At 63.2% G+C, this 26,634-nt stretch carries 26 protein-coding genes and 1 pseudogene; 9 read left to right on the plus strand and 18 right to left on the minus strand.

Annotated elements, in window-relative coordinates; genetic code table 11:
- Nucleotides 1-25: 25 nt before the first annotated feature.
- Nucleotides 26-826 carry a response regulator transcription factor gene (locus JFU57_RS11130; RefSeq protein WP_207202177.1) on the plus strand — a complete coding sequence of 267 codons (801 nt, stop codon included), beginning with the start codon at nt 26-28 and terminating at the stop codon, nt 824-826.
- A 55-nt stretch (nt 827-881) separates the two neighbouring features.
- Here the strand turns inward: JFU57_RS11130 and JFU57_RS11135 are convergent, their stop codons facing one another.
- From JFU57_RS11135 to cpaB, 8 genes are read right to left on the minus strand one after another with little or no spacing between them, the layout of a single operon-like run.
- Nucleotides 882-1,148: a DUF3613 domain-containing protein gene (locus tag JFU57_RS11135; protein ID WP_020299174.1), complete on the minus strand. Its 267-nt coding sequence runs from the start codon at nt 1,146-1,148 to the stop codon at nt 882-884.
- A gap of 18 nt (nt 1,149-1,166) precedes the next feature.
- Entirely contained in the window at nt 1,167-1,886 is a 720-nt protein-coding gene (locus JFU57_RS11140; protein ID WP_201129272.1) for a tetratricopeptide repeat protein, read from the minus strand.
- Between the two features lie 10 nt (nt 1,887-1,896).
- Nucleotides 1,897-2,781 (minus strand): type II secretion system F family protein, encoded by an 885-nt coding sequence (locus JFU57_RS11145; RefSeq protein ID WP_201129273.1) that lies wholly within the window; start codon nt 2,779-2,781, stop codon nt 1,897-1,899.
- A gap of 1 nt (nt 2,782) precedes the next feature.
- Nucleotides 2,783-3,664 carry a type II secretion system F family protein gene (locus JFU57_RS11150; RefSeq protein ID WP_078469648.1) on the minus strand — a complete coding sequence of 294 codons (882 nt, stop codon included), beginning with the start codon at nt 3,662-3,664 and terminating at the stop codon, nt 2,783-2,785.
- A 14-nt stretch (nt 3,665-3,678) separates the two neighbouring features.
- Nucleotides 3,679-4,953: a CpaF family protein gene (locus JFU57_RS11155; RefSeq protein WP_201129274.1), complete on the minus strand. Its 1,275-nt coding sequence runs from the start codon at nt 4,951-4,953 to the stop codon at nt 3,679-3,681.
- Entirely contained in the window at nt 4,950-6,140 is a 1,191-nt protein-coding gene (locus JFU57_RS11160; protein WP_078469650.1) for a pilus assembly protein, read from the minus strand. The genes JFU57_RS11155 and JFU57_RS11160 overlap by 4 nt, the downstream gene beginning before the upstream one ends.
- Nucleotides 6,137-7,381 carry a type II and III secretion system protein family protein gene (locus JFU57_RS11165; RefSeq protein WP_078469651.1) on the minus strand — a complete coding sequence of 415 codons (1,245 nt, stop codon included), beginning with the start codon at nt 7,379-7,381 and terminating at the stop codon, nt 6,137-6,139. Before JFU57_RS11165 ends, JFU57_RS11160 begins: the two co-directional genes overlap by 4 nt.
- Nucleotides 7,382-7,399: 18 nt before the next feature.
- On the minus strand, nt 7,400-8,338 hold the full coding sequence (cpaB, locus tag JFU57_RS11170) for a Flp pilus assembly protein CpaB (RefSeq protein ID WP_201129276.1): 939 nt from the start codon (nt 8,336-8,338) through the stop codon (nt 7,400-7,402).
- Nucleotides 8,339-8,674: 336 nt separating this feature from the next.
- Between cpaB and JFU57_RS11175 the strand changes: the two genes are divergently transcribed.
- From JFU57_RS11175 to JFU57_RS11185, 3 genes are all read left to right on the plus strand, one after another.
- A complete protein-coding gene (locus JFU57_RS11175) occupies nt 8,675-8,881 on the plus strand; it encodes a Flp family type IVb pilin (protein WP_078469653.1) in 207 nt (68 codons plus the stop codon).
- 79 nt (nt 8,882-8,960) lie between these two features.
- Nucleotides 8,961-9,170 carry a Flp family type IVb pilin gene (locus tag JFU57_RS11180; RefSeq protein WP_078469698.1) on the plus strand — a complete coding sequence of 70 codons (210 nt, stop codon included), beginning with the start codon at nt 8,961-8,963 and terminating at the stop codon, nt 9,168-9,170.
- A gap of 56 nt (nt 9,171-9,226) precedes the next feature.
- Nucleotides 9,227-9,643, plus strand: a complete 417-nt coding sequence (locus JFU57_RS11185; protein WP_043230252.1) for a response regulator — start codon at nt 9,227-9,229, stop codon at nt 9,641-9,643.
- Between the two features lie 182 nt (nt 9,644-9,825).
- Here JFU57_RS11185 and JFU57_RS11190 read toward each other — a convergent pair whose 3' ends face one another.
- Nucleotides 9,826-11,493, minus strand: coding sequence for a ShlB/FhaC/HecB family hemolysin secretion/activation protein (locus JFU57_RS11190; RefSeq protein WP_078469654.1), 1,668 nt, complete (start codon nt 11,491-11,493; stop codon nt 9,826-9,828).
- 191 nt (nt 11,494-11,684) lie between these two features.
- Nucleotides 11,685-13,205, minus strand: coding sequence for a collagen-like triple helix repeat-containing protein (locus JFU57_RS11195; RefSeq protein WP_201129278.1), 1,521 nt, complete (start codon nt 13,203-13,205; stop codon nt 11,685-11,687).
- 417 nt (nt 13,206-13,622) lie between these two features.
- Here JFU57_RS11195 and JFU57_RS11200 point away from each other — a divergent pair, with 417 nt between their 5' ends.
- On the plus strand, nt 13,623-14,072 hold the full coding sequence (locus JFU57_RS11200) for a DMT family transporter (protein ID WP_201129280.1): 450 nt from the start codon (nt 13,623-13,625) through the stop codon (nt 14,070-14,072).
- 8 nt (nt 14,073-14,080) lie between these two features.
- Here JFU57_RS11200 and JFU57_RS11205 read toward each other — a convergent pair whose 3' ends face one another.
- Together JFU57_RS11205 and JFU57_RS11210 are read right to left on the minus strand one after the other, a co-directional pair.
- Nucleotides 14,081-14,935, minus strand: a complete 855-nt coding sequence (locus tag JFU57_RS11205; protein WP_201129282.1) for a MaoC family dehydratase — start codon at nt 14,933-14,935, stop codon at nt 14,081-14,083.
- A gap of 2 nt (nt 14,936-14,937) precedes the next feature.
- Nucleotides 14,938-16,290: a 3-oxoacyl-ACP reductase gene (locus JFU57_RS11210; RefSeq protein WP_078469658.1), complete on the minus strand. Its 1,353-nt coding sequence runs from the start codon at nt 16,288-16,290 to the stop codon at nt 14,938-14,940.
- 185 nt (nt 16,291-16,475) lie between these two features.
- Between JFU57_RS11210 and JFU57_RS11215 the strand changes: the two genes are divergently transcribed.
- Nucleotides 16,476-17,753 (plus strand): acetyl-CoA C-acetyltransferase, encoded by a 1,278-nt coding sequence (locus JFU57_RS11215; protein ID WP_201129285.1) that lies wholly within the window; start codon nt 16,476-16,478, stop codon nt 17,751-17,753.
- A gap of 39 nt (nt 17,754-17,792) precedes the next feature.
- Here the strand turns inward: JFU57_RS11215 and JFU57_RS33630 are convergent, their stop codons facing one another.
- The gene (locus JFU57_RS33630; RefSeq protein WP_443217284.1) at nt 17,793-18,560 is read right to left on the minus strand and encodes a methyl-accepting chemotaxis protein; all 768 of its coding nucleotides are present in this window, start codon (nt 18,558-18,560) and stop codon (nt 17,793-17,795) included.
- 90 nt (nt 18,561-18,650) lie between these two features.
- Nucleotides 18,651-19,739, minus strand: a pseudogene (locus JFU57_RS33635) (cache domain-containing protein); the annotation flags it as partial.
- Nucleotides 19,740-20,228: 489 nt separating this feature from the next.
- Between JFU57_RS33635 and JFU57_RS11225 the strand changes: the two are divergent.
- Nucleotides 20,229-21,125 carry a PA4780 family RIO1-like protein kinase gene (locus JFU57_RS11225; protein WP_020299360.1) on the plus strand — a complete coding sequence of 299 codons (897 nt, stop codon included), beginning with the start codon at nt 20,229-20,231 and terminating at the stop codon, nt 21,123-21,125.
- A gap of 173 nt (nt 21,126-21,298) precedes the next feature.
- Here the strand turns inward: JFU57_RS11225 and cueR are convergent, their stop codons facing one another.
- From cueR to JFU57_RS11240, 3 genes are all read right to left on the minus strand, one after another.
- Nucleotides 21,299-21,712, minus strand: a complete 414-nt coding sequence (gene cueR / locus JFU57_RS11230) for a Cu(I)-responsive transcriptional regulator (protein WP_078469661.1) — start codon at nt 21,710-21,712, stop codon at nt 21,299-21,301.
- Nucleotides 21,709-24,105, minus strand: coding sequence for a heavy metal translocating P-type ATPase (locus tag JFU57_RS11235; protein ID WP_201129288.1), 2,397 nt, complete (start codon nt 24,103-24,105; stop codon nt 21,709-21,711). Before JFU57_RS11235 ends, cueR begins: the two co-directional genes overlap by 4 nt.
- A 116-nt stretch (nt 24,106-24,221) precedes the next feature.
- Nucleotides 24,222-24,605: a hypothetical protein gene (locus tag JFU57_RS11240; protein WP_201129290.1), complete on the minus strand. Its 384-nt coding sequence runs from the start codon at nt 24,603-24,605 to the stop codon at nt 24,222-24,224.
- 147 nt (nt 24,606-24,752) lie between these two features.
- On the opposite strand from JFU57_RS11240, the gene JFU57_RS11245 reads away from it, so the two are divergent.
- Entirely contained in the window at nt 24,753-24,950 is a 198-nt protein-coding gene (locus JFU57_RS11245) for a heavy-metal-associated domain-containing protein (RefSeq protein WP_020299364.1), read from the plus strand.
- A gap of 95 nt (nt 24,951-25,045) precedes the next feature.
- Nucleotides 25,046-26,242 (plus strand): multidrug effflux MFS transporter, encoded by a 1,197-nt coding sequence (locus JFU57_RS11250; protein WP_078469664.1) that lies wholly within the window; start codon nt 25,046-25,048, stop codon nt 26,240-26,242.
- 1 nt (nt 26,243) lies between these two features.
- Here JFU57_RS11250 and JFU57_RS11255 read toward each other — a convergent pair whose 3' ends face one another.
- Complete coding sequence (locus tag JFU57_RS11255; protein WP_020299366.1) at nt 26,244-26,423, minus strand: hypothetical protein; 180 nt, start codon at nt 26,421-26,423, stop codon at nt 26,244-26,246.
- Nucleotides 26,424-26,634 lie beyond the last annotated feature (211 nt).

Here is a 26,634-nt window from a genome sequence, read left to right on the forward strand (position 1 = left end):
GCGGTCAGGCTCTGGCTGACCAGGCATGGAGTTACATGTGAACAAGCCTAGATTGCAGATGAAGGTGCTGGTCGTCGACGACCAACCGTTGATCGTCGAAGAGCTCTGCGAGTTTCTCGAGAGCAGTGGTTACCGATGTGTCCCCTGTGAATCAAGCCCCGAGGCCATCGAGCGTTTCAGCGAAGACGCTGAGATCTCCCTGGTGCTCTGCGATTTACATATGCCGGGCCTGGATGGCATTCAGCTGGTGCAGGAGCTGCAACGCATTGCCGGCAAACAACGGGTGTTCGAGGCCATCATGCTGACCGGCCGCGCCGAGAAGCAGGACGTGATCAAGGCCCTGCGCGCCGGGATCGCCGACTACTACCAGAAGCCAATCAATCTGGACGAATTGCTCGAAGGCCTGCAACGCCAGGAAGTGGCCCTGCAGGAACGGCAAAAAAACCTGCACCTGGGGCACTTGAACCAGAAGCTGCAATTTCTTTCCGAATCCATCGACGACCTCTACCAGGACCTCGACAAGGTGCGCCGCGCCCCGCAAACCGTACGCGGCGAGGACACGGAGGCGCTCAGCGATGCCGAGGCCATCGAGATGCCGGCCATTTTCCACCAACTGTCACCGCGTCAGCTGGATGTGGCGCGACTGGTGGGCAAGGGCCAGACCAACTATCAGATTGCCTGTGAGCTGGGCATCACTGAAAACACCGTGAAGCTGTATGTGTCCCAGGTGCTGCGCCTGACCCATATGCATAACCGCACCCAATTGGCCCTGGCGCTGTCTCCGAGCAATTCGGGGTTGCGCCAGCGCGGGGTGACCGCCCACTAGGCCGGACCACTGCCCAAGCCGGGCAGTGGCTAATTGACCGTTACCTGCCCGCCGCTTATTTGGTAGAAACCTTGCCGCCTGCATCCGGATCGTAGAAGTCCGGAATCTCGTAGCTGTATTTTTTCAGCCAGCGCTGCAGTGCCAACTCGCGTTCGGTGGGTGTGGCGGTCTGTGGGATCTGTGAAGCGACCTTGTTGCGATTCTGCAGCAGCAACCAGCCTTCGGTTTCCTGTTGCTGGGCCGAGGCCGGCCCCGGCTCTATGGCCTGGGCGGCTACGGGCAGCATCAGCAGGGCGATGCAGCAAAGAGTCTGCGGCTTCATCATGAGCACTCCTTTGGCTTACTTGATACTCGGTGACAACGGATCGTCGACCACAGCGACCTGGCCCTTGGCTGCCGAACTGCCGACCGGCGCCTTGAGTTTCTGCGCGCGCTCCTGGGCCTGGTTGAATTGCTCCGGGCTCAGGCCGGCGCGGCTGACCACCTCGGCCGCCTGTTTCCAGTTGTCCTGATAGATCAGCAGGGTCACCAGGTTGACCGCTGCCAGTGGGTCGTTCTGCTTGAGTTCGATGGCGGTGAGGAACTCGAAACGGGCGTCTTCAATACGCAGTTGATTGAGGTAGACCACGCCCAGGTCGTTGCGGATTTTTTCATTGGTCGGTGCCAGCAGCGCGGCGCGTTGCAGATGGGCCTGGGCCTGACCGTTATCGCCCCGGCCGGCGGCAATCTGCCCGAGGCCGTGCTCGGCGTCGGCCGCCAGGCAAGTGCCAAGCAGGCTGCGATACAGCGGCTCGGCTTCGCTGCGGCCCAGCAGCCGGTAGACCTTGGCCTTGCGCAGGCGTACTTCACTGAGGTTTTCCGGCAGGCTCTGCAGGTTGGCCAGGCTGGCGTGCAGCTTGCCTTCATTGGCCATGTCATCGGCCAGGCTCAGGGACAGCTCCTGATCGGGGCTGGGCTTGGCGCAACTGGTTGAGGACGTCAAAGCGGCCCAAGGCGTTTGTCCATTGGTGGCACAACCGCTGAGCAGCACCAGGCTAATCATGGCGAGTATGACTTTCATCAGGTTCCCTCTAGGAAGCAAAAGCCCGGGCGATGGCGGTGAATCCAGGCCCTGCCAATACGATCAGCAAGGCCGGGAATAGAAACAGCATCATCACCACCGACATCTTGGCCGACATTTTCGAGATGTATTCCTGCAGGCGCGTCAGGCGCCGATCGTCGAGCAACTGCTTGAGCGACTGCAGCGATTTCATCGCGCCGCCGCCCTGTTGAATCAATTGCTGGAGGATCACGCAGGTGTCGGTGAATTCATCGACCGCCAGCAGCACGGCGGTCTGGTTCAATTCGTGGCCCAGCTCCAGCCCGGAGTCGACCCGGGCCAGGATCAGGCGCAACTCGTGGGTCAATTGCGGCAGAAGTTTTTGCCCTTCGCTGGCCAGTACGCGCAACGCCTGCTCCACCGCCATGCCCGACTCAAAGAGGATGCGCAGCAGCGGGATAAAGGTGGAGACCTCGACCGCGATCAGTTTCTGCCGGCGCTTGGCCAGGTAGGCCAGGGCCCGCTTTGGAATCAGGTAGCCGGCACCCGCCGCCAGCAGCGGTGCCAGCCATTTGTTGTCGGCTTGGGGAAACAGCAGCTCCTGGACAAACAGCGCCACGCCCAGCACCAGTAGCGGCACGCCGACCTGGCAGGCGGCGAACAACGAGCGCTGGCTGGCGCGGCGCCAGCCCATGCGGTTGAGCAGGGTCAGGGTCTCGCTGTCGATGCTCACCGAGCGCTGGCCGAAGCGGCTGTCCCCCAGTATCCGCAGCCAACTGCTCAGGCGGTTGTCGCGGACCATATGGCCTTGCAGGCGCTGGGTCACCTGGCGTTCGCGCCGGCGTTGTTCCAGCAGGCTGTTGGCGACCAGCAACAGGGCGCCGAGAAACAGCAGGGCACTTGCCAGGAGGGCCATCTCAGATACTCCGCAACATGCGCCACAGCGCCAGGCAGCCGAAGGCTTGCAGGAGGATGGCGGTGATCAGCATGGTCCTGCCGCTGGGGTCGTTCCACATGCCGAGCATGTAGCCCGGGTTGGTGGCCATGAAGTACGCCACCAGCAGCAACGGCAAGGCGCCCAGGACCCAGGCGGTCATGCGGGTTTCACCGGTCAGTGCGCGCAGTTGCCGTGCGCCCTGGTCGCGCTCGCGAATCAGCTTGATCAGGTTTTCCAGCAGCTCGCTGGCGTTGCCGCCGTAACGGTGATTGACCTTGAGCCCGAGGGCGAACATGCGCAGTTCGTCCTGATCGTACAGCTCGGCAAAATCATGCAGCGCCTCCGGCAGGTTGACCCCCAGTTGCACGTTGCGCTCGACCCGGCCCATGGCGGTTTTCAGCGGCGGGCTGCTGGCGTCGATGCTGCCCAGTACCGCATCGGCCAGGGTGCGTCCGGATTTCAGGCTGCGTACGGTGTGGTCGAGCAACTGCGGCAACTGCTCGATCATGCGTTTGATCCGGCGCTTGTACAGCCAGGCGACGTAGGTGCGCAATGCCAGGGGCGGCAACAGCACCAGGCACAGTGCGCCGACCCAGCCCGCCGCTGCCAGGGCCAGCAGCACCGAGAGCGCCCACAGGGCCAGCCACAGCCCCAGGCGTTCGGTGGGGCGTCCCAGGCCGGCCCGCAGGAAGGCCCGTTCGAGGCCAGTCCAGGTGGTTTTCTCCGGCACCAGTTCCGGCTGTCCTTCGGCCAGGCGATTGAGCACCTTTTCGGTGTTGGTCTTGCGGATGCCGTTGTAGAACAGCCACAGCGAGAGGCCCAGGAGCACCAGGCAAATCAGGGCCAGCAAGGGACCGATCATGGGCTCGCTCCGCCTCAGTTAAGGCTCAGGTCATGTTCGCGACGCAGCTTGTCGCCCGCCGGGTTGATCGCCTCGCGCAGGAAACCGAAGCCGTTGCGTCGATCGAGTCGAAACAGGGTGTTGGTGACGTAAATGTCATCGCGCACACCCACCACCTCCACCACTTCACTGACACAGCGCCGGCCATCGGGCATGCGCGTCAGCTGAATCACCACATCCAGCGCGGCGCAGATCATCTGGCGCAGGGTACGTTCGGCGATCTGGCGCCCGGTCAGGCCCACCAGGGTTTCCAGGCGCAGCAAGGCGTCCTGGGCGGTGTTTGCGTGCACCGTACTCATGGAGCCGTCGTGGCCGGTGTTCATCGCGGTCAGTACGTCGAGCACTTCGACGCCGCGGATCTCACCGAGGATGATCCGGTCCGGGCGCATCCGCAGGGCGTTGCGGATCAGGTCGCTGGCTTTCACTTCGCCATGGCCTTCAGCATTGGGCGGACGGGTTTCCAGGCGCACCACATGGGGGTGGCCCAGTTGCAGTTCGGCCACGTCCTCGATGGTGACCAGGCGTTGGTGCGGGTTGATCAACTGGCTGAGGATGTTGAGCAGGGTGGTCTTGCCGGTCCCGGTCCCGCCGCTGATGAGGATGTTGCAGCGCTTGCTCACGGCCTCCTGGAAAAACTCGAAGATCGCCTGGTCGATGGTCTGCATGGCCACCAGATCGGCGCTCTTGAGCATGTCCTTGCGAAACTTCCGAATCGACAGGCAGGGCCCGTCGAGGGCGATCGGCGGGATGATGGCGTTGACCCGGCTGCCATCGGGCATGCGCGCATCCACCATCGGCGAGGACTCATCCAGGCGTCGACCGAGGGGCGCGAGGATCCGTTGCATCACCCGTTCGACATGGTGCGCGTCGATGAACCGCAGGTCGCTCTGGTGCAGCACGCCGTCGCGTTCGACGAACACCCGGTGCGGGCCGTTGACCAGGATCTCGGTGACGGCCGGGTCCCGAAGCAACACTTCCAGCGGGCCGAAGCCGGTCAGCTCATCGACGATCTCTTCGGCCAGGCGCTCCATTTCATAGCGGGAGATGGCTAAGTGCATGCGGGCGATGTACTCCGCCACCTTGTCGGTGACGAACTGCGAAAGGTTCTGCCGCGAGCCTTCCAGCAGGTTTTTTCCGGACTCTTCGATGGCGTCGATGATGTAGCGATGCAGGACCAGTTTCAGCCCTTCATGGTCGGTGTTGCCGACCGGGCCGCGCGATTGTGCGCCGAACAGTTTTTCTCCGTTCATTTGGTTCCTCGCATGCGGTTGAACCAGTTGGACTTGGGTTTGGCCAGGCCTTCGGAGCGCTTGGCCAGGCGTTCGCCAAGAACGCGCAGGGATTGGGTGAGGTTTTCCCGGGGGGCCATTTCAAACAGGGTGACTCCCTGGTTCTTGGCGTTCAGGCGCACCTCCGGGCTATGGGCCAGGGCTGCGATCACTTCCAGGCCGAAGGTCTTGCCCAGGGTGTCGGAGTCCGGGGCGACATTGCGCAGGTAGCGGTCCACCAGCAGCCGTGCATGGTCCAGTTTCATGCCTTTTTCGCGCCACAGATTGAGCACCGCCAGATTGCGCCGGCAGTCCAGGACGCTCTGGTCGGTGGACCACAGCAATTTGTCGCAATGGCTGACAAACGTGCGCAGGGCCTCGCTGTCGGGCTGCCCGGTGAGGTTCACCACAATGTGCTGGAAGTGCTGACGCAGAGCACTGAGCAGCATGTAGAGCTCGGCGGCGCTGGTGCGGTCGAGGGGCTCGTCATTGGCCGCATAGGCGAGAATCCGCAGGCCGGCCTCGGCGGTGGTAAAGGCGCTGTCGATCAAGGTCGAATCCAGACGGCGCAGATGGCGCAGGGCATCGCCGAAGTGGAACGAACTTTCCAGGCCCAACAGCGCCAAGCTGTCACCCGGAGGCAGGCCCAGGTCCAGCAGCAGGGTCTGCTGTCCGCTTTTTTGCACCACCAGCGCCAGATGGCTGGAGATCAGGGCGCCGTCGGTATCGCTCTTGGTGCCGTAGAGCACGGTCAGGCCGCCGAGCAGAGTGCTCGGCGCCACCGGGGGCAAGCGTTTGCTCAGGCGCCTGACCAGGCCGGCGACTTCGCTGGAGCGCGAGCCATAGGCGACGAAATCCCGTGCACCGGCGCGCATCGCATTGAGCACCAGTTGATTGTCCATGCCGTCGCCCAGCGCGACGATGGCCAGCATCGGCTTCGCCTCCAGGGCGCCCTCGATCAAGGCCGACTGGGCCACGACGTGCTCGCGGTCGAGGCCGATGAACACCAGGTTGGCGAACGTGACGTCGACCAGGGCCAGCAACTCGTCGAGGCTGCCGCCCCCGGCACTCACCACCTGGCCCAGGGGTGCGAGGGCGCCTTGCAGCCACTCCAGGTCGGTGTCGTTGCGGGTGATGGCAAGAAAGGTCTGGCTCAGGCTTTGGCTCATTGCGATAACCCACTGCGTTTATCGAAGTTACCGTTTTCCAGGAAGAACATGCGGTAGAAGTTCGGGTCGTAGTTGCGCAGGCGTTCGCCGGGCAGGGATGGCAGCCGGGCATCGGCCGCCAGCGGCTGCACCAGGTGCGGGGTGACGATCATCAGCAGCTCGCGTTCTTCGCGGCTGATGTTGGTGTCGCGAAAGAACGCACCCAGTACCGGTATATCGCCCAGGCCCGGGAATTTGTTGACCTGGGAGCTGTTGCGGGTGCTGATCAGGCCGCTGATGACGAAACTCTCGCCGTCGGCCAGGGAAATACTGGTGTCGGTGCGGCGTATGGTCAGCGCCGGAACCTGGGTACCGGCGATGGTCACGGCGTTGCTGTAGTCGAGCTCGCTGACTTCCGGGGCCACTTTCAGGCTGATGCGCTGGTTGTCGACGATGGTCGGGGTCAGGGTCAGGCGGATGCCGAACTCCTTGTATTCGATGGTGACGCTGTCGCTGCCGGCACTGGGTACCGGAATCGGAATCTCGCCCCCGGCCAGGAAGCTTGCACTCTGTCCGCTGAGGGCCACCAGGCTGGGGCGCGCCAGGGTGTAGGCAAAGCCGCTGCCCTCAAGGGCGTTGATCAGGGTCAGTACCCGGCCGTTGCCGAAACCGAGGTTGAAGCTGCCGTTGTCCAAAGGAATGTTGGTCCGCGCGCCACCGAAAGTGGGAGTGGTGCCGCCGGTATTGGGCGCGGTACCCGGGGCGCCGAACAGGAAGTTGCTACCACGGCCGAAGATCGAGGTGCTGGCTTCCTTGAGCTTGGTGCGGCTGACCTCGACAAAGCGGATATCGGTCTGGACCTGGCTCGGCAGCAGCGGGTCTTGCGAGGCCAGGGCCACGCGCCCGGTCATGTCGGTCGTCGCCCGGCCCTGGACAAACACCATGCTCTGGCGCGGGGTGCTGGCGCAGGCGGTCCAGACCATCAGGGTGGTGGCGCCCGGCGCCATGCCGGTCAGCAGGAACGCCTTGTCGCCGTTGGGGTGGACGTCGGCGATTTTCGGGTCGCCCACCGCCAGCCGGGTGATGGCTACCGGTGACTGCAGCTCCTGCTGCAGGCCTTCGCCGATTTGCAGTACGGCGGGTAACGGTGCCAGGCCGCCGCAGCCTGCGGTACTGGCGGCCAGCACTTGACCCATAGGCTGGCTGGCCAGCATCAGGGTCAGGAGTGCGGCTTGGGACATCAGCATGGAACGACTGCGCATGTGTGCATCCTTGCTCAATCAGGGAGTTTGTTGGGTGACCTGGTTACCGCGAATCACCTCGACCGCACGGCGGGTTCCGCCGCCATGCGTCGCCGGGCTCGCGGGGCCGCTGCCAAGGGCCAGTTGGGTGAACTGGAACAGGTTGCTGTTGGCAGCATCGATATTGGCCAGGGAGTCCTGATCCCCGGCCCAGTAGCGCGCCAGGCGCTGCTCCTCGCTGCTGCGCACGGCCAGGCGCAGGGTGCCGACCTGGGTGGCGAGCATCATCCGACTCAGCAGTTGTTCCGGCACTGCCAGCACCACCGTGCGTGCGGCCAGCCGCCGTTGGTCCTGCTTGATTCGTTCATCGACGCTCAGCGCCGGGGATGCCGGTTTGCCGTCGTTGGTCAGGCCCAGCTGGTCGCCTACGGCCAGTACCCGCATCGCCGGGACGGCAATCTGGGCCGATTGCTGGAGGTTGGTGGCGTCCTGGCGCAGGAACAGCAGCACATCGACGTAATCCCCGGGACTCAGTTGGCCAGCGGCGCCTATTACCTCGTCTACCGCGACTGCCAGGGCTCGTTCATTGGGGTGGATCATGCGGGCCAGGGCACCGCCGGTGGTGAAGCTTTCGTCGCTGAGCCAGGTGCCGCCGGCCAACTGGCGCCAGGGCGTGCGCCCGACGGCCTGGTCGATGCTGGTAAGGCTGCCGGGCGGCACTGTGCGCAGCCGCTCCAGGGTCAGGTCGGCAGCGCTGAGGGCGACAAACGGCGGCACATCATGGGCCAGGACCACCACCGGTTGGCGGGTCTGGTCCTCGGCCGTGGCGACGGTTTTTTCCACGGTACCAGGGGTGGCGGGCTGGGCGACCGGAGCCGGCGGCGGGGGCTGGCGGCTGACAACCAATCCCCAGTAACCGACGAACACCGCACCCAACAGCAGCAGCCCAGCCAGAATCATGGTGACGCGACTGTTCATATTAGGTTCTCCCTTTCCTGCTGCACTACTAAGCCTGCGCTTGCAAATGACTCAACATCGCAAATAAGGCAGCTATGAACATGCAACTATTTCGCTATTTGAAGGTAGCCCAGCTAGGACGAAACGCCATTACTCCTCTGAAAATAACTAACGAAAGTATGATGAGCGCCATTGAATCAAGGTTTTCTGGCGTCAACCTTCCAATTAATACTTAGTGATTAATCAGTTCTTACAGTTGTAGGTCGGCCGATTGTTGACAATGCTCTGGTTGCAAAGAAGGTCAATGTTGCAGCGCAGTAGTGTTATATCGGCGCCCTTGGCGCAAGGAGAAGTAAGATGATTCTTCAATATCTGATACTCAGAGCACGTCTTTTCTTCGACCGAACCGAAGGTGCCTCAGCGATCGAATATGCGATTGTGGTAGCGATGGTGGCGGTTGTCGTGGTGGCTTTCGTGACCCCAATGGGCGCACGGGTCCTGGCCATTTTCAACAACGTTCTGGTCGCCCTGGGAGGTACCGCGGTCACTCGTCCAACCCCATGACAGCCGCTCGTTGATCTTGATGATGTAATCAGCCGGGAGCATCGGGTTGCCGGCTGGTTGGTCGCTACGGGGTCTGTCCATGATTCTTGACTATCTTGTACTGCGCATGCGCCTTTGGCTGCTCTGCACCGAAGGCGCCTCTGCGATTGAGTATGCAATCGTGATCGCCATGGTCGCTGTGGTGGTATTGGTCTTCGTGACCCCTGTGGGCGACCGCGTTGTAGCGATATTCAACAACCTGCTGGTGGCTCTGCAAGGCACGGCGGTGACACGACCAACGGTGCCTTGAGGTCGATTGTTGCCTGCGATCAAGGTCTCCCAACATTCAGCGCCAAGGTGTTGCTCATGACTGCTTCATCGTCTCCACGCCAGCAGCTTCTCCTCGTGGACGACGAGGAGGATGCAGTGCTTGAACTGGCCGAGCTGCTGGAAGGCGAAGGCTTTTGCTGCTTCACCGCAACCTCGGTAAAACTCGCCCTGGCCCACCTCACGCGCCATCCGGATATCGCATTGGTCATCACCGACCTGCGCATGCCGGAGGAAAGCGGCCTGTCGTTGATCAGGCGCCTGCGCGAGCACACCTCGCGCCAGCACCTGCCGGTGATCGTCACGTCCGGGCACGCCGACATGGATGATGTCAGCGACCTGTTACGACTCCAGGTACTGGATCTGTTTCGCAAACCCATCTATCACGTGCGCCTGCTGGAAACCCTCGACAACTTGTTTCCCCAGCCTAAGTTGCACTTGGTGGGGCCTCACTAGATGCAGGTGATCCAATGGCTGGGTGTCGGCTAGTTGAGGACGAGCGGAAAAGTTTGTAAGCCTGTCGATACTTTCAAGTAGCAACAGGCTACTCAGGTTCCTGGGATAACCGTCTGCAACATATGAATGAATAACAACAAGACAACCCGCTTGGCGCGGGTTGTTTTTGTGGGGGTGTTCAACTAAAGCTGGTAACTGAAGCTCAAGGTGTAGCGCGGGCGCCGGTTGTAAGTGTCCAGGGCTTCATCGGACATCGGCTTAGCGACCTCAAGGGCGATGTTGTAGTACTTGGCGTCACCGAAGCGCAGGCCTGCCGCGGCCGAAGACATATCGCTGCCCTTGATCTGCAGTTCGTTGAACCAGGTCTTCGCCCGGTCCAGCACCACGTAGGGTTGCAGCACCCTGACCCAGGCGCCTTCGCGATAGAAGCTGTAGTTCACTTCATAGGCCACGCCCCAACCCTTGTCGCCCAGGCCCTGGTCGTCCGGGTAGCCACGGCCGAAGTTCTGCCCGCCGAAAGTCGCGCGTTCGCTGTCTGGCACGGTGTCGTCGGTCCAGTACAGCGCGGCCGACATCACCCCCTGCCAATTGTCGAGAAACTTGTCACTCTGCACCCCGGCCAGGCGCAGCCGGAAGAAGTCCAGGTCCAGCTTGTTGTCGGTCTTGGCCCCCATGCCATCGATGCCCTGGTACATCCCGGCGCTGAGGATGCGCAGTTGGCGCGGGTCGGATTTGCTCCAGTCGCCTTCAAAGGCTACGGCGCGGGTGTTGGTTTTTTCATCCAGGGTCAGCGATGTGCCGTTTACCTTGTAGCGGGTCTTGTCGTTGATTGCATACAAGCGTGCGCCGGCGCTGAGCATTTCGTTGGGCGAGGCAATGAAGGGGTGGGTGAGGCCGATGGAAAAACGATCGTTCTCGCGGTGCGGGTCCAGCTCCAGGCCGTTGCCCAATTGCAGGCTGGCGCGTGGGTCAGCACGGTAGCGGGTGCCGTAGAGCACCAGTTGGGTGCCTTCGGCGTTGATGAACTGGTTGTAGTCCACGCGGTAGTACTTTTCGTGGTCCTTGCCTGGCGGAAACAGCCCGCTGATGCCCAGTTGCTCGCCCATGGAGGTCTGCGAGTTGCTGCTCACTCCCAGCAACGCCTGCAGGCCGTTGCGGTTGTCCTCGGTGGTGCCCAGGGTGCTGGTGAACGGTTTGCGGCTGGCCTGGGCAATCAGGTAAGTCGCGCCATCGGTGGTGCCGGGAGGCGGAACCTGTGCTTGCAGGGTCACCCCTGGCACCCGGCTCATCAGGGTGGTGTAGCGCTCGAAGGTCTTGCGCGTCAGTGGCCGTTCGGCCTTGAGCTTGGCCACCAGTTTGTCCAGGTAGGCCGAGACCGGGCCGATATCGCCCTGCAACTGGTAGTCCTTGATATAGCCCTCCACCAGTACCACGCGTACCAGGCCCTGGTCGAAATTCTGCTGGGGCAGGAAGGCGTAGGACAGCAGGTAACCGTCCTGCTGGTAGCGGCGAGTGATATTGCGCGTGGCCTCGATCAGCGCGCCAAGGTTGCTTTCGTGCCCGATCAGCGGCTGGTAGATCGCCGCCAGTTCTTCGAGGGGGTAGACGGTGCCGCCTTCGATCTGCAGCTTGCGGATGGTGACCTTGGTCCCCGTCATCAGGGGCTGTCCCTGAGCGGCACTCGGCTCCGGCAACTGCAATTGCGGGGTGGCCGGGCGATAGGCATCGGCCGGCAGGTTGGGCTGGGGCAGATTGCGGATGGTGTCGTTGCCATTGAGAAAACGCGGGAGGGAGTCAGCGTGAACGTAAGAGCAAAAGCCCAGTAACAGCAAGGAAGCCAAAGCGCGCATAGGACACTCCATGGTCAAACCGCAGCATCGCGAAAAATCTTCAGTCGAGTCGTCCGTCAGGATCTTGGTCGAGATGGGAAACGCAAAACTGTCATGCTCCAAAAAGAAAAAGACGAGAGACTCATCTGAATCTCTCGTCCCAACCAAGCGTAGGCGCTGTAGGTAAGGCCGTCGAATCGGCCAGGTGCAATTTATTTTTTGCCGCCGCCCAGTGCGCCGGTCAAGCCACCCAATACGCCACCCAGGCCACCGCTGACGCCGACCCCGGCTCCCGCACCGACACTGGCGCTGCCACCCAGGCTACCGGTCAAGCCACCCAGACCACCCAGACCGGCACCGCCTGTGCCGCCGTTGACCAGGCCACCGACCGAGGCCACGGCACCGCCCAGGCTGGTGACGGTTTGGCCCAGGGCACCGGCCACTGGATTGCCGTTGCCGGCGCTGAGGGTGGTGCCGACGCCGCTGACTGCGCCGCCCACTTGGCCCAGCAGGCCGCTGACCGGGCCGCCGAGGCCAGTGGCTGCACCGACTTGTTGAGTCAGGCCGGTGACGCTGCTGGTGACCGGGTTGAGCGCCGAGCCGAAGTTGCCGCCGACGCTGGCCAGAGGAGCACTGACCACCAGGTTCGGGCTGCCGCTGCCGCCGAGGGCGCCACCGACCGAAGCGATCAGGCCGCCGATCGAGGCACCGGCCACGCCGCCAGCGCTGACCACGCCATTGTTGCTGCCGGCGTTCAGGCCATTGCTCAGATTGGCCACTGCGCCGCCCACGGTTTCCAGCAGGCCGTTGTTGTTGCCGGTGCCTCCAGTACCTGTGCCAGTGCCGTTGGGGCTGACATAGCCGCCGACTTTGCCGACCGCGGTGCCGACGTTGCTCAGGGCGCCACCGAGAGTATCGGTGAGCGGGTTGCCATCGCCGGCATCGGTGACCTTATCGCCGACACCGTCCACAGCCTGGGCGACCCCGTTGAGTACCCCTTTGACCGGAGCGCCGAGACCGGTTGCGCTGCCGACTTTGCCGGTCAGGCCTTCAGCCAGGGTGACCACGGGCACCAGGACATTGTTGCCCACGCCATCGGTCAAGTTGCCGACCGGGCCGCTGCTGGTAACGGTATTCAGGGTGTTGCCGAGCATGGTCACCTTGTCCCCCACGCCGTCCAGGACCGGAGCGACTTTGGTGACGATGCCACCTACCACGGGAACGCTTTGGGTCGTGGTGGCGAGTTTGCCGCTGAGGTCGGAAACACCGTTGCCGACGTCGCTCACTACATTGCCCACCACGGCTGTGGTTTTGCTCACGGCTTTAGGGTCGGTACCCAGTTTGCCGAGGCCGTTGGTCAAGCTCGAACCCACGGTGTCGACCACATTGCCGGTGGTATTGACAGCGCTCTGGACCACGCCGCCGACCACTGGAACCGCGGCCAGGGAGTCGCCCAGGTCGCTGACGCCATTGCCTACGCCGCTGACGGTGCTACCAACGGTGGACACCAGGCTGCTGGTGACCAGTGGGGTGGTAGTGCCACCGCCTGTACCGCCGCCTGTGCCTCCACCGGTGCCACCGCCAGTGCCGCCGCCGGTACCGGTGGTGCTGTCAGGGGTGGAGCTGCTGGAACTGCTTTTGTGGCCGCCACCGCCGCTGCTGCAGCCTGCCAGGCTGAGAGAGAGGATAAGGGCTACTGCTGTGCTTGCTTTCAACCAAACTTGAGTGTTCATGAGAGAAATTCCTTGCACCTGTACAACGTTCGTTGTTTTCGATAGCTCTCCAGTTCTGTCGCTGGGGATGCCTTCGTCCGTTGTCTACATAAAAGGCTCAGGGGCTGTTTCCCACCATTCTCAACTTGGTATTAACAACTTATATATTCGCTCTCAGACCTTGCGTAGTGACTAATACCAAGGGTAGGGGTGACGGTATTGTGTTGCGATAAAATCCTTATAAATCAAAGGCTGTCAGTTTTCTGCCGGCGGGTGTGGGGCGGCTTAAAACTTAAGTTATATATATACAATTAATCATTGGATTCAGCGCTCAAGGCGCTGGGTGAGGGGGGTTAAAGTGTTGGCCCGTTACACCTATCTTTATCGCCGGGCGGATTAACCTATACTGCGCAGCCAAAAATCCTGCCGGAGTTCCCTATGCCCGCCCCAGTCTGGTGGCTGTTGTGCCTGCCTTTTATTGCCGGCGCCTTTTTGCCCCTGCAAGCCGGAATCAATGGCCAGTTGGCCAAACAGGTCAGCAGTGTGCTGTCCGCCGCCCTGATTTCCTTTTTTGTCGGGACCCTGGCCCTGTTGGTGCTGGTGATGATGCAGCGTGAAGTGCCGAGCCTGGGGGCGCTCAAGGGCCTGACCTGGTGGCATTGGTGCGGTGGCCTGCTGGGGGCTTTTTTCATCACCACGGCGGCCTTCGCCGGCCCGCGGATCGGCGCCATGCTGTTTATGTCCCTGGTCCTGGCGGGCCAGCTGGGCATGGCGATGGCCCTGGACCACTTCGGCTGGGCCGGTTTTCGCGAGGCGCCGATCAGTGTCGGCAAGGCCGCCGGGCTGGTGTTGATCCTGGCGGGGGTGTTCCTGATTCGTCGCGGTTGAGACGCCCCTCAGGCAATCGGGCGCCAGGTGCCCAGCATGTGCTGCAACTCGCCTGCACCCACCAGTTGCAGATCGCCGCTTGAGCCCGGCGCGCTGCTCAGGAGCGTGACCTCGCTGGGCAGGCGCACCGGTTTCCTGAACTCCACGGCAATCTCGATGTTCGCCGCCGGCAGATGCTCGGCCAGCGCGGCCAGGGTACGTGCCTTGTTCCACAGGCCATGGGCGATGGCCTGAGGGAAGCCGAACAGTTTGGCGCTCGCAGCACTGAGGTGGATCGGGTTGTAGTCCCCGGACACCTTGGCATAGCGCCGACCGATGTCCGCCGGGGCTGGCCAGCGCGTCAACTCTTCAAGGGCGGCGGATGCCTGCAGGCTATCGGCCGGCGGCGTACCGGGCAGGTCCACACCTTTGCACAGCATCCGGCTCTCGGCTTCCCACAATGGGCCAAGCTGGTCGTCGACCTGGGTGATGACATCGAACACCGCGCCCTTGGCATGGGCTTGCAGATTGCGCACCCGCACCCCGACCTGCAGCCGGCCGATACCCCCCAAGGGGCGGATGACACGGATCCGGTTGGCCAGGTGAATCAGCCCCAGCAATGGGAACGGAAAGTCCTTGGCGGTCAGCAATTGCATCTGCAGGGCGAACGCCAGCACGTGTGGATAAGTGGGCGGCAGCAGGCCGTTCTCGGCAAAGCCGCAGACCTTGCGATAGGCCGCAAGGTTGCTGGGCTCGACATCCAGCCACAACCGCAGGCCGGATTCGGGGAGCTCGGTGCCGGTGATCTTGCGGCGCAGGGCGGCTCGCAGGTACAGCTCGGGCAGCTTGGGTGGGGCGTCGAGTTGGTGCCAATGCTCAGCCATGGTCATGCTCCCAATACGCTTTGTCCGCAGACGCGCAGGGCTTGTCCGGTGACCGCGCCGCTGCCGGGCTGGGCCAGCCAGGCCACGGCTTCGGCGACGTCCTGAGGCAGGCCGCCCTGGCCCAGGGAGCTCATGCGGCGCCCGGCTTCGCGCAGGGCGAAGGGAATATGTGCAGTCATCTGGGTTTCGATAAAGCCCGGTGCCACCGCGTTGATACTGATGGCGCGTTGCTGCAACAGCGGCGCCCAGGCCTGGGCCAGGCCGATCAGACCGGCCTTGCTCGCGGCGTAGTTGGTCTGCCCGCGATTGCCGGCGATGCCGCTGATGGAGGCCAGCAGAATCACCCGGCCCTCGTCATGCAGGGTTCCGCTGTCGAGCAGGGCCTGGGTCAGGACCTGCGGCGCATTGAGGTTGACCGCCAGCACCGCATCCCAGAATTCGGGCGTCATGTTGGCCAGGGTCTTGTCGCGGGTGATGCCGGCGTTGTGCACCACGATGTCGATGCCATCGGGCAACTGTTCGATCAATTGCTCGGCAGCGTCGGCGGCACAGATGTCCAGGGTAATGCTGCGCCCGCCAAGGCGTGCGGCCAGGGCTTCAAGATCGGCCTTGGCCGGGGGCACGTCCAGCAGCACCACGTCGGCGCCATCCCGGGCCAGGGTTTCGGCAATCGAGGCGCCAATGCCCCGAGCAGCCCCGGTGACCAGGGCCTTGCGCCCGGCAAGGGGGCGACTCCAATCCTGCACCTGGGCCGCGCAGGCCTGCAGGCGCACGACCTGGCCGGAGACGAACGCGCTCTTGGGCGACAGGAAAAACCGCAGCGCCCCTTCCAGCTGTTCTTCGGCACCGGCCCCCACGTACAACAACTGCAGGGTGCCGCCATCGCGCAGCTCCTTGGCCAGGGAACGGCTGAAGCCTTCCAGTGCTCGCTGGGCGCTGGCGGCAAAGGGCTGGTCGAGGGTTTCCGGGGCGCGGCCGAGAATCACCAGATGGGGGCTGTGATCGAGGTTTTTCATCAGCGGCTGGAAGAACTCGCGCAACTGTTTGAGCTGGTCGGTGTGCACCAGGTCACTGGCATCGAACACCACCGCCTTGAGCTTGGGCCCGTGGCCGGGAATCCATGGGGTGCCCAGGCTGGGGTCGTTGCCGTAGTGATAGGTGGCATCGGTCAGGCGCTTGGCTAACTCGCCCACCTGCTGCGCCAGCGGCCCGCCGCCGATCAGCAGGGCGCCGTCGATGGGCCGTAGGCGACCGGCCTGCCAGCGTTCCAGGCGTACCGGTGACGGCAGGCCAATGGCCGAGACCAGACGATGGCCGAAGGCCGAATTGGCGAAGTCGATATAACGGTCAGACATGGAATGCTCTCCGATTCAGGCTGTCTGAAAACTACTGCGTGCTGAACGCGTTCGGCGCCCGGCCCACTCTCAGCCTGGTTGCTGGGGGGTTAAGACTGTGGACCACCTCGGGCCTTCAGTCGTTCGATCCACGAGATACAACCTACGCTTGTGGGTTGTCGCACTCACAGAATAGGGAGCTTTCCATGACTCAGCTGCGCCGCGTCGCGATTATCGGCGGTAACCGCATCCCCTTTGCCCGCTCCAACGGCCCGTACGCCACCGCGAGCAACCAGGCGATGTTGACCGCAGCGCTCGAGGGCCTGATCGAACGCTATAACCTGCACGGCCTGCGCCTGGGGGAGGTCGCCGCGGGGGCGGTGCTCAAGCACTCGCGGGATTTCAACCTGACCCGCGAATGCGTGCTCGGCTCGCGCCTGGCGCCGACCACGCCGGCCTATGACATTCAGCAAGCGTGCGGCACCGGCCTGGAAGCCGCGTTGCTGGTGGCCAATAAAATTGCCCTGGGGCAGATCGAGTGCGGCATTGCCGGCGGTGTGGACACCACCTCCGACGCGCCGATCGGGGTCAATGAGGGCTTGCGCAAAATTCTGCTGCAGGCGAATCGGGAAAAGAGCCTGGGCGACAAGCTCAAGACCTTTCTTCAGTTGCGTCCCCATCACCTCAAGCCCGAGCTGCCGCGCAATGGCGAGCCCCGCACCGGGCTGTCCATGGGCGAGCATTGCGAACTGATGGCGCAGACCTGGAACATCCCCCGCGCCGAGCAGGACCAACTGGCCCTGGAAAGCCATCAAAAAATGGCCGCGGCCTACGCCGAAGGCTGGCACAACGATCTGATCACGCCCTTTCTTGGCCTGACCCGCGACAACAATCTGCGCCCGGACCTGACCCTGGAAAAACTCGCCAGCCTCAAGCCGGTGTTCGAGCGCAGCGCCAAGGGCACCCTGACCGCCGGCAACTCCACACCGCTGACCGATGGTGCTTCTCTGGTGCTGTTGGGCAGCGAAGCATGGGCCAAAGAACGCGGCTTGCCGGTGCTGGCCTACCTGCGTGATGGCGAGGCGGCGGCGGTGGATTTCGTCAACGGCGCCGAAGGCCTGCTGATGGCGCCGGTGTATGCCGTGCCGCGCTTGCTGGCGCGCAATGGGCTGACGCTGCAGGACTTTGATTACTACGAAATCCATGAGGCGTTCGCAGCCCAGGTGCTGTGCACCCTCAAGGCCTGGGAAGACGCGGACTACTGCAAAAACCGCCTCGGGCTTGAGGCACCGTTGGGGGCTATCGACCGCAGTCGCCTCAACGTCAAGGGCAGTTCGCTGGCGGCGGGGCACCCGTTTGCGGCCACGGGCGGGCGCATCGTGGCCAATCTGGCCAAGTTGCTGGAGGAGGCAGGGCAGGGGCGCGGGCTGATCTCGATCTGCGCCGCCGGTGGCCAGGGCGTGACGGCGATTATCGAGCGCTGAAGGGGGACGCCTGCAGGATAGGTGCAGGCGCCGCTTGCATCAGGTCTTGAAGCGGCGGACCAGGCTGTCCAGTTCATCGGACAAGCCGGCGAGGCTCTGGGAGTCCAGGCGCGCCGAGTTGGCCAGTTCCGCCACCAACTGCGCATCGCCATGGATCTGGCTGATGTGGCGGTTGATGTCTTCCGCCACCTGATGCTGTTCTTCGGCGGCGGTGGCGATCTGGGTGTTCATGTCGCGGATCACGTCCACCGACTCGCGGATCTGCCCGAAGCTGCTGCGCGCCAGACCGATACGGCTCACCGACTGCTGCGACACTTCCAGGCTGGCGTGCATCTGCTGGGTCACCGCACTGGTGCGCTTGGCCAGGTTGCCCAACAGGCCATCGATTTCCGCGGTGGAATCGGCAGTGCGTTTGGCCAGGGCGCGCACTTCGTCGGCCACCACGGCAAAGCCACGGCCCTGTTCACCGGCACGGGCCGCTTCAATGGCCGCGTTCAGGGCCAGGAGGTTGGTCTGTTCGGCAATTGAGCGGATGGTGCCGAGGATCGACTGGATGTCATTGCTGTCGCGTTCCAGTTGTTGCATCGACTGCGCCGACTGTTCGATTTCCTGGCTCAACTGATCGACGCTGTGCACGGCGGCGTCGATCTGCTGCTGGCCTTCCCGGGCCTGGCGCTGGCCGCTGTCGGCCGACTCGGCGGCCTGGCTGCAGGAGCGTGCGACTTCGTTGGCGGTGGCGACCATTTCGTGGAACGCGGTGGAGACCATGTCCACGGCTTCGCGCTGGCGTCCGGCGGCTTCGGCCATGTCGCTGGAGACCTGGGTCGAACTGCGGGAGGTGGCGAGAATCTTGTTCGCCGCCTGGCCGATGCTCTGGATCAGGTTGCGGATCGCGGTCAGGAACTGGTTGAACCAGTTGGCCAGTTGCGCGGTTTCATCGCTGCCCCGGATGTTGAGGTTCTGCGTCAAATCGCCTTCACCCTGGGCGATGCCTTCCAGGCCGCTGGCCACACTGCGGATCGGGCGCACGATCACGCTGGCGAAACTGGCGCCCACCACCGCGAACAGCACCGCCAGCACGCCGGCAATGATTGCGATCAGCCAGGTCAGTTGGGTCGCTGCGCCCATCACTTCGTTCTGCTTGATCAGGCCGATAAAGGTCCAGCCCAATTGCTCCGACGGCCAGACGTTGGCCATGTAGCGTTCGCCATTGAGTTCGACCTCCACCAGGCCCTTGCCGGCCTTGGCCAGTTGGGCATAACCCGCGCCGAGGCTGTCGAGGGCCTTGAAGTTGTGTTCCGGCAGTTTCGGGTCCACCAGCACGGTGCCGGTGTTTTCCAGGAGCATCAGGTAGCCGGACTCGCCCAGTTTGATCTGCTTGACGATCTCGGTGAGCTGCTTGAGCGACACGTCGATGTTGACCACTCCGCCTTGGGCGCCCAGCTGGTTGGCCACGGCGCGCACGGTGCTGACCAGCACGGCGTCGTCACCGGCCCAGTAATAGGCGGCGGTCCGTACGGTCTTGCCCGGGTTGGCCATGGCGGTCTTGTACCAGGGGCGGATGCGCGGGTCATAGTTGGACATTTTCGGGTCCCCGGGCCAGAAGGCGTAACCGCCACTGGACAGGCCGTAGGACACATAGGAGTACGCCGGATGGCTGGCGGCCAGGCTGGCGAACAGATCAAACAACTGCTTGTCCAGCTCGCCGTCGGGGAGTTGCGCGGCATCGGCGCCGACACGGCTTTTCACGCTGGCGTCGGCCGATTTGACCAAGGGTTGGCTGGCCAGGTAATCGACGTTCTGGCTGATGCCCTCGAAAAACAGCTGCATGGCGTTGCTGACCTGGCGGATCTCCCGGGCGCTGCCGTCGACGAAATTGTCCTTGGCCTCGCTGCGCAGGTTCAGCACCACGAGCGTGGCGACCAGCACCACCGGCAAGCAGGCGATGATTGCAAACGCCCAGGTCAGTTTCTGTTTGATGTTCATCCGCGCTCCAGAGTTTTTTCTTGTAGGCCCACGACGTGCACATGACTCGCGGATTAACGGCAGCTTTAAACAATGCGGTGATTTGCGTCCGTTGGGCGGGCATCGAGCGAGGCAGGGCGAACCAATGCCGGGTGCTGACGTCTCTATCGGATTGTCGAACAAACTCCTTTTGTCCCTGATGACTTCGGCTGCATAGAGGGAAAATTGAGGTGCTTCGAGAAAATTCCTCCGCTAAAAAAGGAAAAATATATCGGCCTCTATTGGAAATGTCTGCGACTTGCATCCCCACGGCCTGGCTGCCACTGGGCTATGATCTGCGTCGGTCGATAGGCGTCGGCTGATGTGTTCGATTTATCTGGCACATTGAGTGCATCTTTACCGTTGCTATCTGCGGTTCATAGGTCGGCAACCTCTCCCCGCCATGCGAGGATTGCCGTATAACGAGTGACATTCGCGTGTTCGGTAATAAAGGACCCACAATAAAAGCTGATGAAGACTCCAAAACGCATTGAACCCCTGATCGAGGACGGTCTGGTCGACGAGGTGCTGCGCCCACTCATGAGTGGTAAAGAAGCAGCTGTTTATGTGGTGCGCTGCGGCAACGAGTTACGTTGCGCCAAGGTTTACAAGGAGGCGAATAAACGAAGTTTTCGTCAGGCGGCCGAGTATCAGGAAGGCCGCAAGGTGCGTAACAGCCGGCAGGCGCGAGCCATGGCCAAGGGCTCCAAGTTCGGTCGTAAAGAAACCGAGGATGCCTGGCAGAACGCTGAAGTGGCGGCCTTGTTCCGTTTGGCGAGTGCCGGCGTGCGAGTGCCCAAGCCGTTCGATTTCCTCGAAGGCGTGTTGTTGATGGAGCTGGTGGCCGACGAATACGGCGACGCCGCCCCGCGCCTCAATGACGTGGTGCTGGAGCCGGACCAGGCCCGTGAATATCACGCGTTCCTGATCTCGCAGATTGTGCTGATGTTGTGTACCGGCCTGGTGCACGGTGACCTTTCCGAGTTCAACGTGCTGCTGACGCCGGACGGTCCGGTGATCATCGACCTGCCACAGGCGGTGGATGCGGCGGGCAACAACCACGCGTTCAGCATGCTGGAGCGTGACGTCGGCAACATGGCGTCCTACTTCGGGCGCTTTGCCCCGGAGCTCAAGCGCACCAAGTACGCCAAGGAAATGTGGGCCCTGTACGAAGCCGGGACCTTGCACCCGGCCAGCGTCCTGACCGGTGAGTTCGACGAACCGGAAGAGCTGGCAGATGTCGGCGGGATCATGCGCGAGATCGAAGCAGCGCGTCTCGACGAAGAACGCCGGCAAGCGGTCCGTGCCGCTGACGATGCGCCTCCCGGCAAGTCCGAAGAGCCGCCGCCTCCGCCCTGGATGCAGTAAGCCTCAAAAAAATCCGGCCTTAGCCGGATTTTTTTTGCCCCTGATTCTGTAGTCGCTGCCGAAGGCTTGGGCGGCGTTCGGACGATGGTCGGACGGGCCGCTGTGGAAGGTCAGCGGTATGAAGAGCGTTGCAGGGGGCCAGCGCAGCCTTCGGCAGCGGCTACAGCTGTGCCTCAGGCCGGAACAGGCTCGCAGCAGCTACCCGACGCCAACTCCTTGAGAATCGGACAGTCCGGTCGATGATCGCCCTGACAATGCTCCACCAGGTCCTGCAAGGTGTCGCGCAGCGCAGCCAGTTCGCGGATCTTCTGGTTCAACTCGTCGATATGTTGCCGAGCCAGGGCTTTGACATCGGCACTGGCCCGCTGGCGGTCCTGCCACAGGGTCAGCAGCTTGCCGACTTCCTCCAGGGAAAACCCCAAATCCCGCGAACGCTTGATAAAGGCCAGGGTGTGCAGGTCATCCTCGCCATACAGGCGGTAGCCGCTGTCGCTGCGATGGGCCGGCTTGAGCAAGCCGATGGATTCGTAATAACGAATCATCTTCGCGCTCAGGCCGCTGTGGCTGGCTGCTTGGCCGATGTTCATTCCAGCTTCTCCAGGTCTTTGGGTTTCCAGGTCTTCAAGAGCAGGGCGTTACTGACCACGCTGACGCTGGACAGCGCCATCGCCGCGCCCGCCAGCACCGGATTCAACAGGCCGAAGGCCGCCAGCGGGATGCCGATCAAGTTATAGACGAAGGCCCAGAACAGGTTCTGGCGGATTTTCGCATAGGTCTTGCGGCTGATCTCCAGGGCCGCAGGCACCAGGCGCGGATCGCCACGCATCAGGGTGATCCCGGCCGCATGCATCGCCACGTCGGTGCCGCCCCCCATGGCAATACCGATGTCGGCGGCCGCCAGGGCCGGGGCATCGTTGATGCCGTCGCCGACCATGGCCACCACTCCGGTTTTCTTCAGTTCGGCGACGGTGGCGGCTTTATCCGCCGGCAGCACTTCGGCATGCACATCGGTGATGCCCAGGGCCTCGGCCACGACTTTGGCGCTGCCACGGTTGTCGCCCGTCAGCAGGTGGCTGCTGATATGGCGTGCGTTGAGTTGTTGCACCGCTTGCAGGGCGCCCGGCTTGAGGGTGTCGCCAAAGGCGAACAGGCCCAGGACTCGCAGTTGCGGACTTTGCTCGATCAGCCAGGACAAGGTCCGGCCCTCGGTCTCCCAGGCCTGGGCCGACTCGGCCAGGTCGCCGGCGCTCAGGCCGCTTTCTTCGAGCATGCGCTTGTTGCCCAGGGCCAGTTGTCGGCCGTCGAGGCTGCCGGCGATGCCGCGACCGGTCAGCGACTGGCTGGAGGTGACGTCGGCCACCGGCAATTGACGTTCGGCGCACAGGTCCAGCACCGCCTTGGCCAGCGGGTGTTCGCTGCCACGTTGCAGGGCGCCGGCCAATTGCAGCAGGGTGCTTTCATCGGTATCCACCGCGCGCAGGTGGGCGATGCGCGGTGTGCCGGAGGTCAGGGTGCCGGTCTTGTCGAATACCACGGCGCTGACTTCATGGGCGCGTTCCAGGGCTTCGGCATCCTTGATCAGAATGCCGTGGCGGGCGGCGACCCCGGTGCCGGCCATGATGGCGGTCGGCGTGGCCAGGCCCAGGGCACAGGGGCAGGCGATGACCAGTACCGCGACGGCGTTGATCACGGCGGTTTCCAGCGGTGCGCCGTATAGCCACCAGCCTATCAGGGTCACCGCTGCCAGCAGGATCACAACCGGGACGAACACCTGGCTGACCCGATCCACCAGCTTCTGGATCGGTGCCTTGCCGGCCTGGGCGTCTTCCACCAGGCGGATGATGCGTGCCAGCACGGTTTCCGCACCGAGGGCCAGGGTCCGTACCAGCAGCCGGCCTTCACCGTTGATGGCACCGCCGGTGACCTGGTCGCCCGGCTGTTTCGGCACGGGCAGGCTTTCGCCGCTGATCAAGGCTTCATCGGCGTGGCTCTGGCCTTCGATCACTTCGCCGTCCACCGGGAAGCGCTCGCCCGGCTTGACCATGACCAGGTCGCCCAGGCGCAGGGCACTGATGGCGACGTCCTGTTCGCGACCGTCGATCACTTGTATGGCTCGTTCCGGACGCAGGGCTTCCAGGGCGCGGATGGCGCTGGCGGTCTGGCGCTTGGCCCGGCTCTCCAGGTATTTGCCCAGCAGCACCAGGGCGATCACCACGGCTGAGGCTTCGAAGTACAGGTGCGGGGTGTGGCCATGCATCGCCGTGGCCCATTCGTAGATGCTCAGCCCATAACCGGCGCTGGTGCCCAGGGCCACCAGCAGGTCCATATTGCCGGCACCGGCGCGTACGGCTTTCCAGGCAGCCACGTAAAAACGCGCGCCAAAGATGAATTGCACCGGAGTGGCCAGGGCGAACTGGGCCCAGGCCGGCAGCATCCAATGCAGGCCAAAGGGTTCCACCAGCATCGGCAGGACCAGAGGCAGTGCGAGGAGAATGGCCAGCACCAGGGTCCAGCGTTCGCGGCGCAGGCGTTGCTGTTGGTCATCGGGCGCTTTCTGGTCGGCCTGCCACAGGCTGGCGCTGTAACCGGCCTTGGTCACTGCGTCTATCAACGCCGCAGGCTCGACCTGGCCCAGCAACTCCACATGTGCCCGTTCGTTGGCCAGGTTGACGCTGACGCGGCTGACCCCCGTCACCTTGTTCAAGGCCCGCTCGACACGGCCGGCGCAGGAGGCGCAGGTCATGCCGCCGATGCTCAGTTCCAAACTCTGGGCCGGTACGCTGTAGCCGGCGCTGTGCACCGCCTCCAGCAATGCCGGCAAGCTGTCCGTGGGCGCCTCGACCCGGGCCTGTTCGGTGGCCAGGTTGACGCTGACCGCGCGAGCGCCGACGACCTTGCTCAGGGCGCGCTCCACGCGCCCGGCGCAACTGGCGCAGGTCATGCCGGCAATGGGCAGGTCGAAGGTGGTTGATTCAGGCATCGCTGACACTCCCTGTAAAAGTTGCCTACAGGATCAACCTTGCCATGCGGGCAAGGTCAAGCGCCATGACGCGGGGTGCTTCAATTTGTCTCGCCGGCCCCGTGTGAGGCCCGCGTTCAATAACCCAGGGCGGCGGGTTTGAGGTAAATACCGGACTCGCTCATGGCGATGCGGTATTTGACGACGTCACCGGCCCTCAGGGAAATGTCCTGGGAACCCGGTGCAAGCAGGCCCGGGCTGCAACCCGGGGCCTGGCCCGGCAGCAGTTTCAGGCGCAGCGAAACCTTGCCTGGCGGCAGGTTGAACGAGGCGGACTGCTCCTGAAACAGTCGGCCTGCCAACTGATCCTGGATGTACAGGCCGATTTCGCAGGAGGTGGCGACTTCCAGGCGTTCCCTGGAAATGATCAGAACCCCGTAGTCTTCCCCGGCGGCGCTGGCCGCAGGCGCGGCTGCCAATAAACCAAGCAGGCTGAATAGGCTGAAAGCTGACCAGCGCATGGCTGAATCTCCTACTGTCGTGTCATAGAGGGTCAAGCTTGGCCGAGCGCGGCGCTGATTGCCAGTCCGGCAGCGCAAAGCAGAACTTGACCTTGCCATGGTGGCAAGGAAGAGACTGCGTCCAACCCTCACAACAGGAGCAACCTCATGCAAGTATTCAATGTTCAAGGTATGTCGTGCGGCCACTGCGTCAAGGCCATTACCCAGGTGCTTCAGGCCAAGGACCCGGCGGCCGAGGTCAAGGTCGACCTGGGCGCGAAGGAGGTCGGTGTGCAAAGCCGGCTGACCGACGACGAGGTCATCGGCCTGATCAGCGGCGAAGGCTATAAGGTGCAATTGGCCTGAGTCTTTTTGATAGGTAGCGACCTATCGGAATGTTCAAGGCATCCAAGCGCGGCTAGACTGTCGGGTTGCTGACTGATGCTCGACTTGGATGCCTGATGAATTTACGCACGATCCTGATTCTGGGCGCCCTGAGCGCCTTTGGCCCGCTGGCGATCGACTTCTATCTGCCGGCTTTTCCGGCGATGGCGCTGGCGTTTGGCACTGATGAAAAACACGTTCAACTGACCCTGGCGGCCTACTTCCTGGGGCTGTCCATCGGCCAACTGGCCTATGGCCCGGTGGCGGACCGCTTCGGGCGGCGCATGCCGTTGCTGGTCGGCGTCAGTTTGTTCACCCTGGCGTCGCTGGCCTGTGCCTATGCGCCGAACCTTGAGTGGTTGATTGCGGCACGCTTCGTCCAGGCCCTGGGCGGTTGCGCAGGGATGGTGATTTCCCGGGCGGTGGTCAGCGATAAATGTGATGCCGTGGGTTCGGCCAAGGTGTTTTCCCAGCTGATGCTGGTGATGGGCCTGGCACCGATCCTGGCGCCGATGCTCGGCGGCCTGCTGGTGAACCTCTATGGCTGGCAATCGATCTTCATCATGCTCACGGCGTTCAGTGCCCTGTCCGGTCTGGCGGTGGCCCTGGGCTTGCCGGAAAGCCTGCCGGCCGGCCTGCCACGCCAGCCGCTGTCCGGTTCGTTGCGCCAGTACGGGCGCCTGCTGGCCGACCGGATATTCCTCGGCCACGCCCTGACCGGCGGCATCGCGATCGCCGGGATGTTTGCCTACATTGCCGGTTCGCCCTTTATCTTCATCAAGCTGTATGAGGTGCCGGCCGAGCATTTTGGCTGGTTCTTCGGGATCAACGCCGGCGGTTTTATCCTGGTGGCGCAGATCAATGCGCGGCTGTTGGCCAAGCGTGGCCCGACCTTCCTGCTGGCGCGCACGGTGTGGATTTACCTGGCAGCGGCCCTGGTCCTGCTGGGCATCAGTTCAATGCACACGCAAAAGCTGTGGCCGCTGTTGCTGCCGCTGTTTGTGTGTATTGCCAGCCTTGGCTGCATTATTCCCAATGCCTCGGCATGCGCCATGAACGGTCAGGGCGCACGCGCTGGCAGTGCCTCGGCCTTGCTCGGTTGCCTGCAGTTCAGTGTGGCGGCCGGGGCAGCCTGGCTGGTGGGGTTCCTGCACGATGGCAGCGCCATGCCGATGGCCATGGTGATCAGCCTGTGCGGCGTCCTCGCGGTGACGATGGCCGTGCTCACCCGGCGTTTGCAAAACGCCAGGGCAGTTGAGGCGGCGAAGCTCTGACTCAGCCGGCAGCGCGCTGCTGGCTTTCGGGGAATCGGTGGGGGGCTTGCAGACGGGCTTCCAGGGTTTGAGCGAAGGCGCGGGCTTCGGCTTCGCTGCGAAAGGTGACCGCATGCTGGTCCAGGCGGACCTGCCATTGGGAGCCTTGGGGTTTCGCCAATTCTTTTATCAGGATCTTCATTGCTGACCTCCTCGGGTAAAAGACTGCGTTGCAAAGGCCTCCAGTGTAGACCCGAATACGGTCATGAATATGACAAGCGTCAACTCTCGGACTGACGGCATTGCCCCTCCGGCAATGCCGTCTGCCCCGGCCTTCAGAACCTGTTCACGATCTAGCGAGCGACGCTCAGGCAAGGCAAAAATGGCTGAGAAAGCGCAGTTTAGGGTCCTAA

Origin of the sequence: Pseudomonas sp. TH07 (genome assembly GCF_016651285.1) — a bacterium.
Taxonomy (GTDB): Bacteria; Pseudomonadota; Gammaproteobacteria; order Pseudomonadales; family Pseudomonadaceae; genus Aquipseudomonas.

Coding starts and splice junctions, on each gene's coding strand:
- JFU57_RS11215 (WP_201129285.1), top strand. CDS start 16,476: ATGACTCAGCTGCGCCGCGTCGCGATTATCGGCGGTAACCGCATCCCC.
- JFU57_RS11235 (WP_201129288.1), bottom strand. CDS start 24,105: ATGCCTGAATCAACCACCTTCGACCTGCCCATTGCCGGCATGACCTGC.
- JFU57_RS11255 (WP_020299366.1), bottom strand. CDS start 26,423: ATGAAGATCCTGATAAAAGAATTGGCGAAACCCCAAGGCTCCCAATGG.
- JFU57_RS11135 (WP_020299174.1), bottom strand. CDS start 1,148: ATGAAGCCGCAGACTCTTTGCTGCATCGCCCTGCTGATGCTGCCCGTA.
- JFU57_RS11205 (WP_201129282.1), bottom strand. CDS start 14,935: ATGGCTGAGCATTGGCACCAACTCGACGCCCCACCCAAGCTGCCCGAG.
- JFU57_RS11140 (WP_201129272.1), bottom strand. CDS start 1,886: ATGAAAGTCATACTCGCCATGATTAGCCTGGTGCTGCTCAGCGGTTGT.
- JFU57_RS11245 (WP_020299364.1), top strand. CDS start 24,753: ATGCAAGTATTCAATGTTCAAGGTATGTCGTGCGGCCACTGCGTCAAG.
- JFU57_RS11130 (WP_207202177.1), top strand. CDS start 26: ATGGAGTTACATGTGAACAAGCCTAGATTGCAGATGAAGGTGCTGGTC.
- JFU57_RS11165 (WP_078469651.1), bottom strand. CDS start 7,381: ATGCGCAGTCGTTCCATGCTGATGTCCCAAGCCGCACTCCTGACCCTG.
- JFU57_RS11200 (WP_201129280.1), top strand. CDS start 13,623: ATGCCCGCCCCAGTCTGGTGGCTGTTGTGCCTGCCTTTTATTGCCGGC.
- JFU57_RS11250 (WP_078469664.1), top strand. CDS start 25,046: ATGAATTTACGCACGATCCTGATTCTGGGCGCCCTGAGCGCCTTTGGC.
- cpaB (WP_201129276.1), bottom strand. CDS start 8,338: ATGAACAGTCGCGTCACCATGATTCTGGCTGGGCTGCTGCTGTTGGGT.
- JFU57_RS11195 (WP_201129278.1), bottom strand. CDS start 13,205: ATGAACACTCAAGTTTGGTTGAAAGCAAGCACAGCAGTAGCCCTTATC.
- JFU57_RS11155 (WP_201129274.1), bottom strand. CDS start 4,953: ATGAACGGAGAAAAACTGTTCGGCGCACAATCGCGCGGCCCGGTCGGC.
- JFU57_RS11190 (WP_078469654.1), bottom strand. CDS start 11,493: ATGCGCGCTTTGGCTTCCTTGCTGTTACTGGGCTTTTGCTCTTACGTT.
- JFU57_RS11160 (WP_078469650.1), bottom strand. CDS start 6,140: ATGAGCCAAAGCCTGAGCCAGACCTTTCTTGCCATCACCCGCAACGAC.
- JFU57_RS11210 (WP_078469658.1), bottom strand. CDS start 16,290: ATGTCTGACCGTTATATCGACTTCGCCAATTCGGCCTTCGGCCATCGT.
- JFU57_RS11180 (WP_078469698.1), top strand. CDS start 8,961: ATGATTCTTGACTATCTTGTACTGCGCATGCGCCTTTGGCTGCTCTGC.
- JFU57_RS11185 (WP_043230252.1), top strand. CDS start 9,227: ATGACTGCTTCATCGTCTCCACGCCAGCAGCTTCTCCTCGTGGACGAC.
- JFU57_RS11175 (WP_078469653.1), top strand. CDS start 8,675: ATGATTCTTCAATATCTGATACTCAGAGCACGTCTTTTCTTCGACCGA.
- JFU57_RS11145 (WP_201129273.1), bottom strand. CDS start 2,781: ATGGCCCTCCTGGCAAGTGCCCTGCTGTTTCTCGGCGCCCTGTTGCTG.
- JFU57_RS11150 (WP_078469648.1), bottom strand. CDS start 3,664: ATGATCGGTCCCTTGCTGGCCCTGATTTGCCTGGTGCTCCTGGGCCTC.
- JFU57_RS11225 (WP_020299360.1), top strand. CDS start 20,229: ATGAAGACTCCAAAACGCATTGAACCCCTGATCGAGGACGGTCTGGTC.
- JFU57_RS11240 (WP_201129290.1), bottom strand. CDS start 24,605: ATGCGCTGGTCAGCTTTCAGCCTATTCAGCCTGCTTGGTTTATTGGCA.
- JFU57_RS33630 (WP_443217284.1), bottom strand. CDS start 18,560: ATGGCCGAAGCCGCCGGACGCCAGCGCGAAGCCGTGGACATGGTCTCC.
- cueR (WP_078469661.1), bottom strand. CDS start 21,712: ATGAACATCGGCCAAGCAGCCAGCCACAGCGGCCTGAGCGCGAAGATG.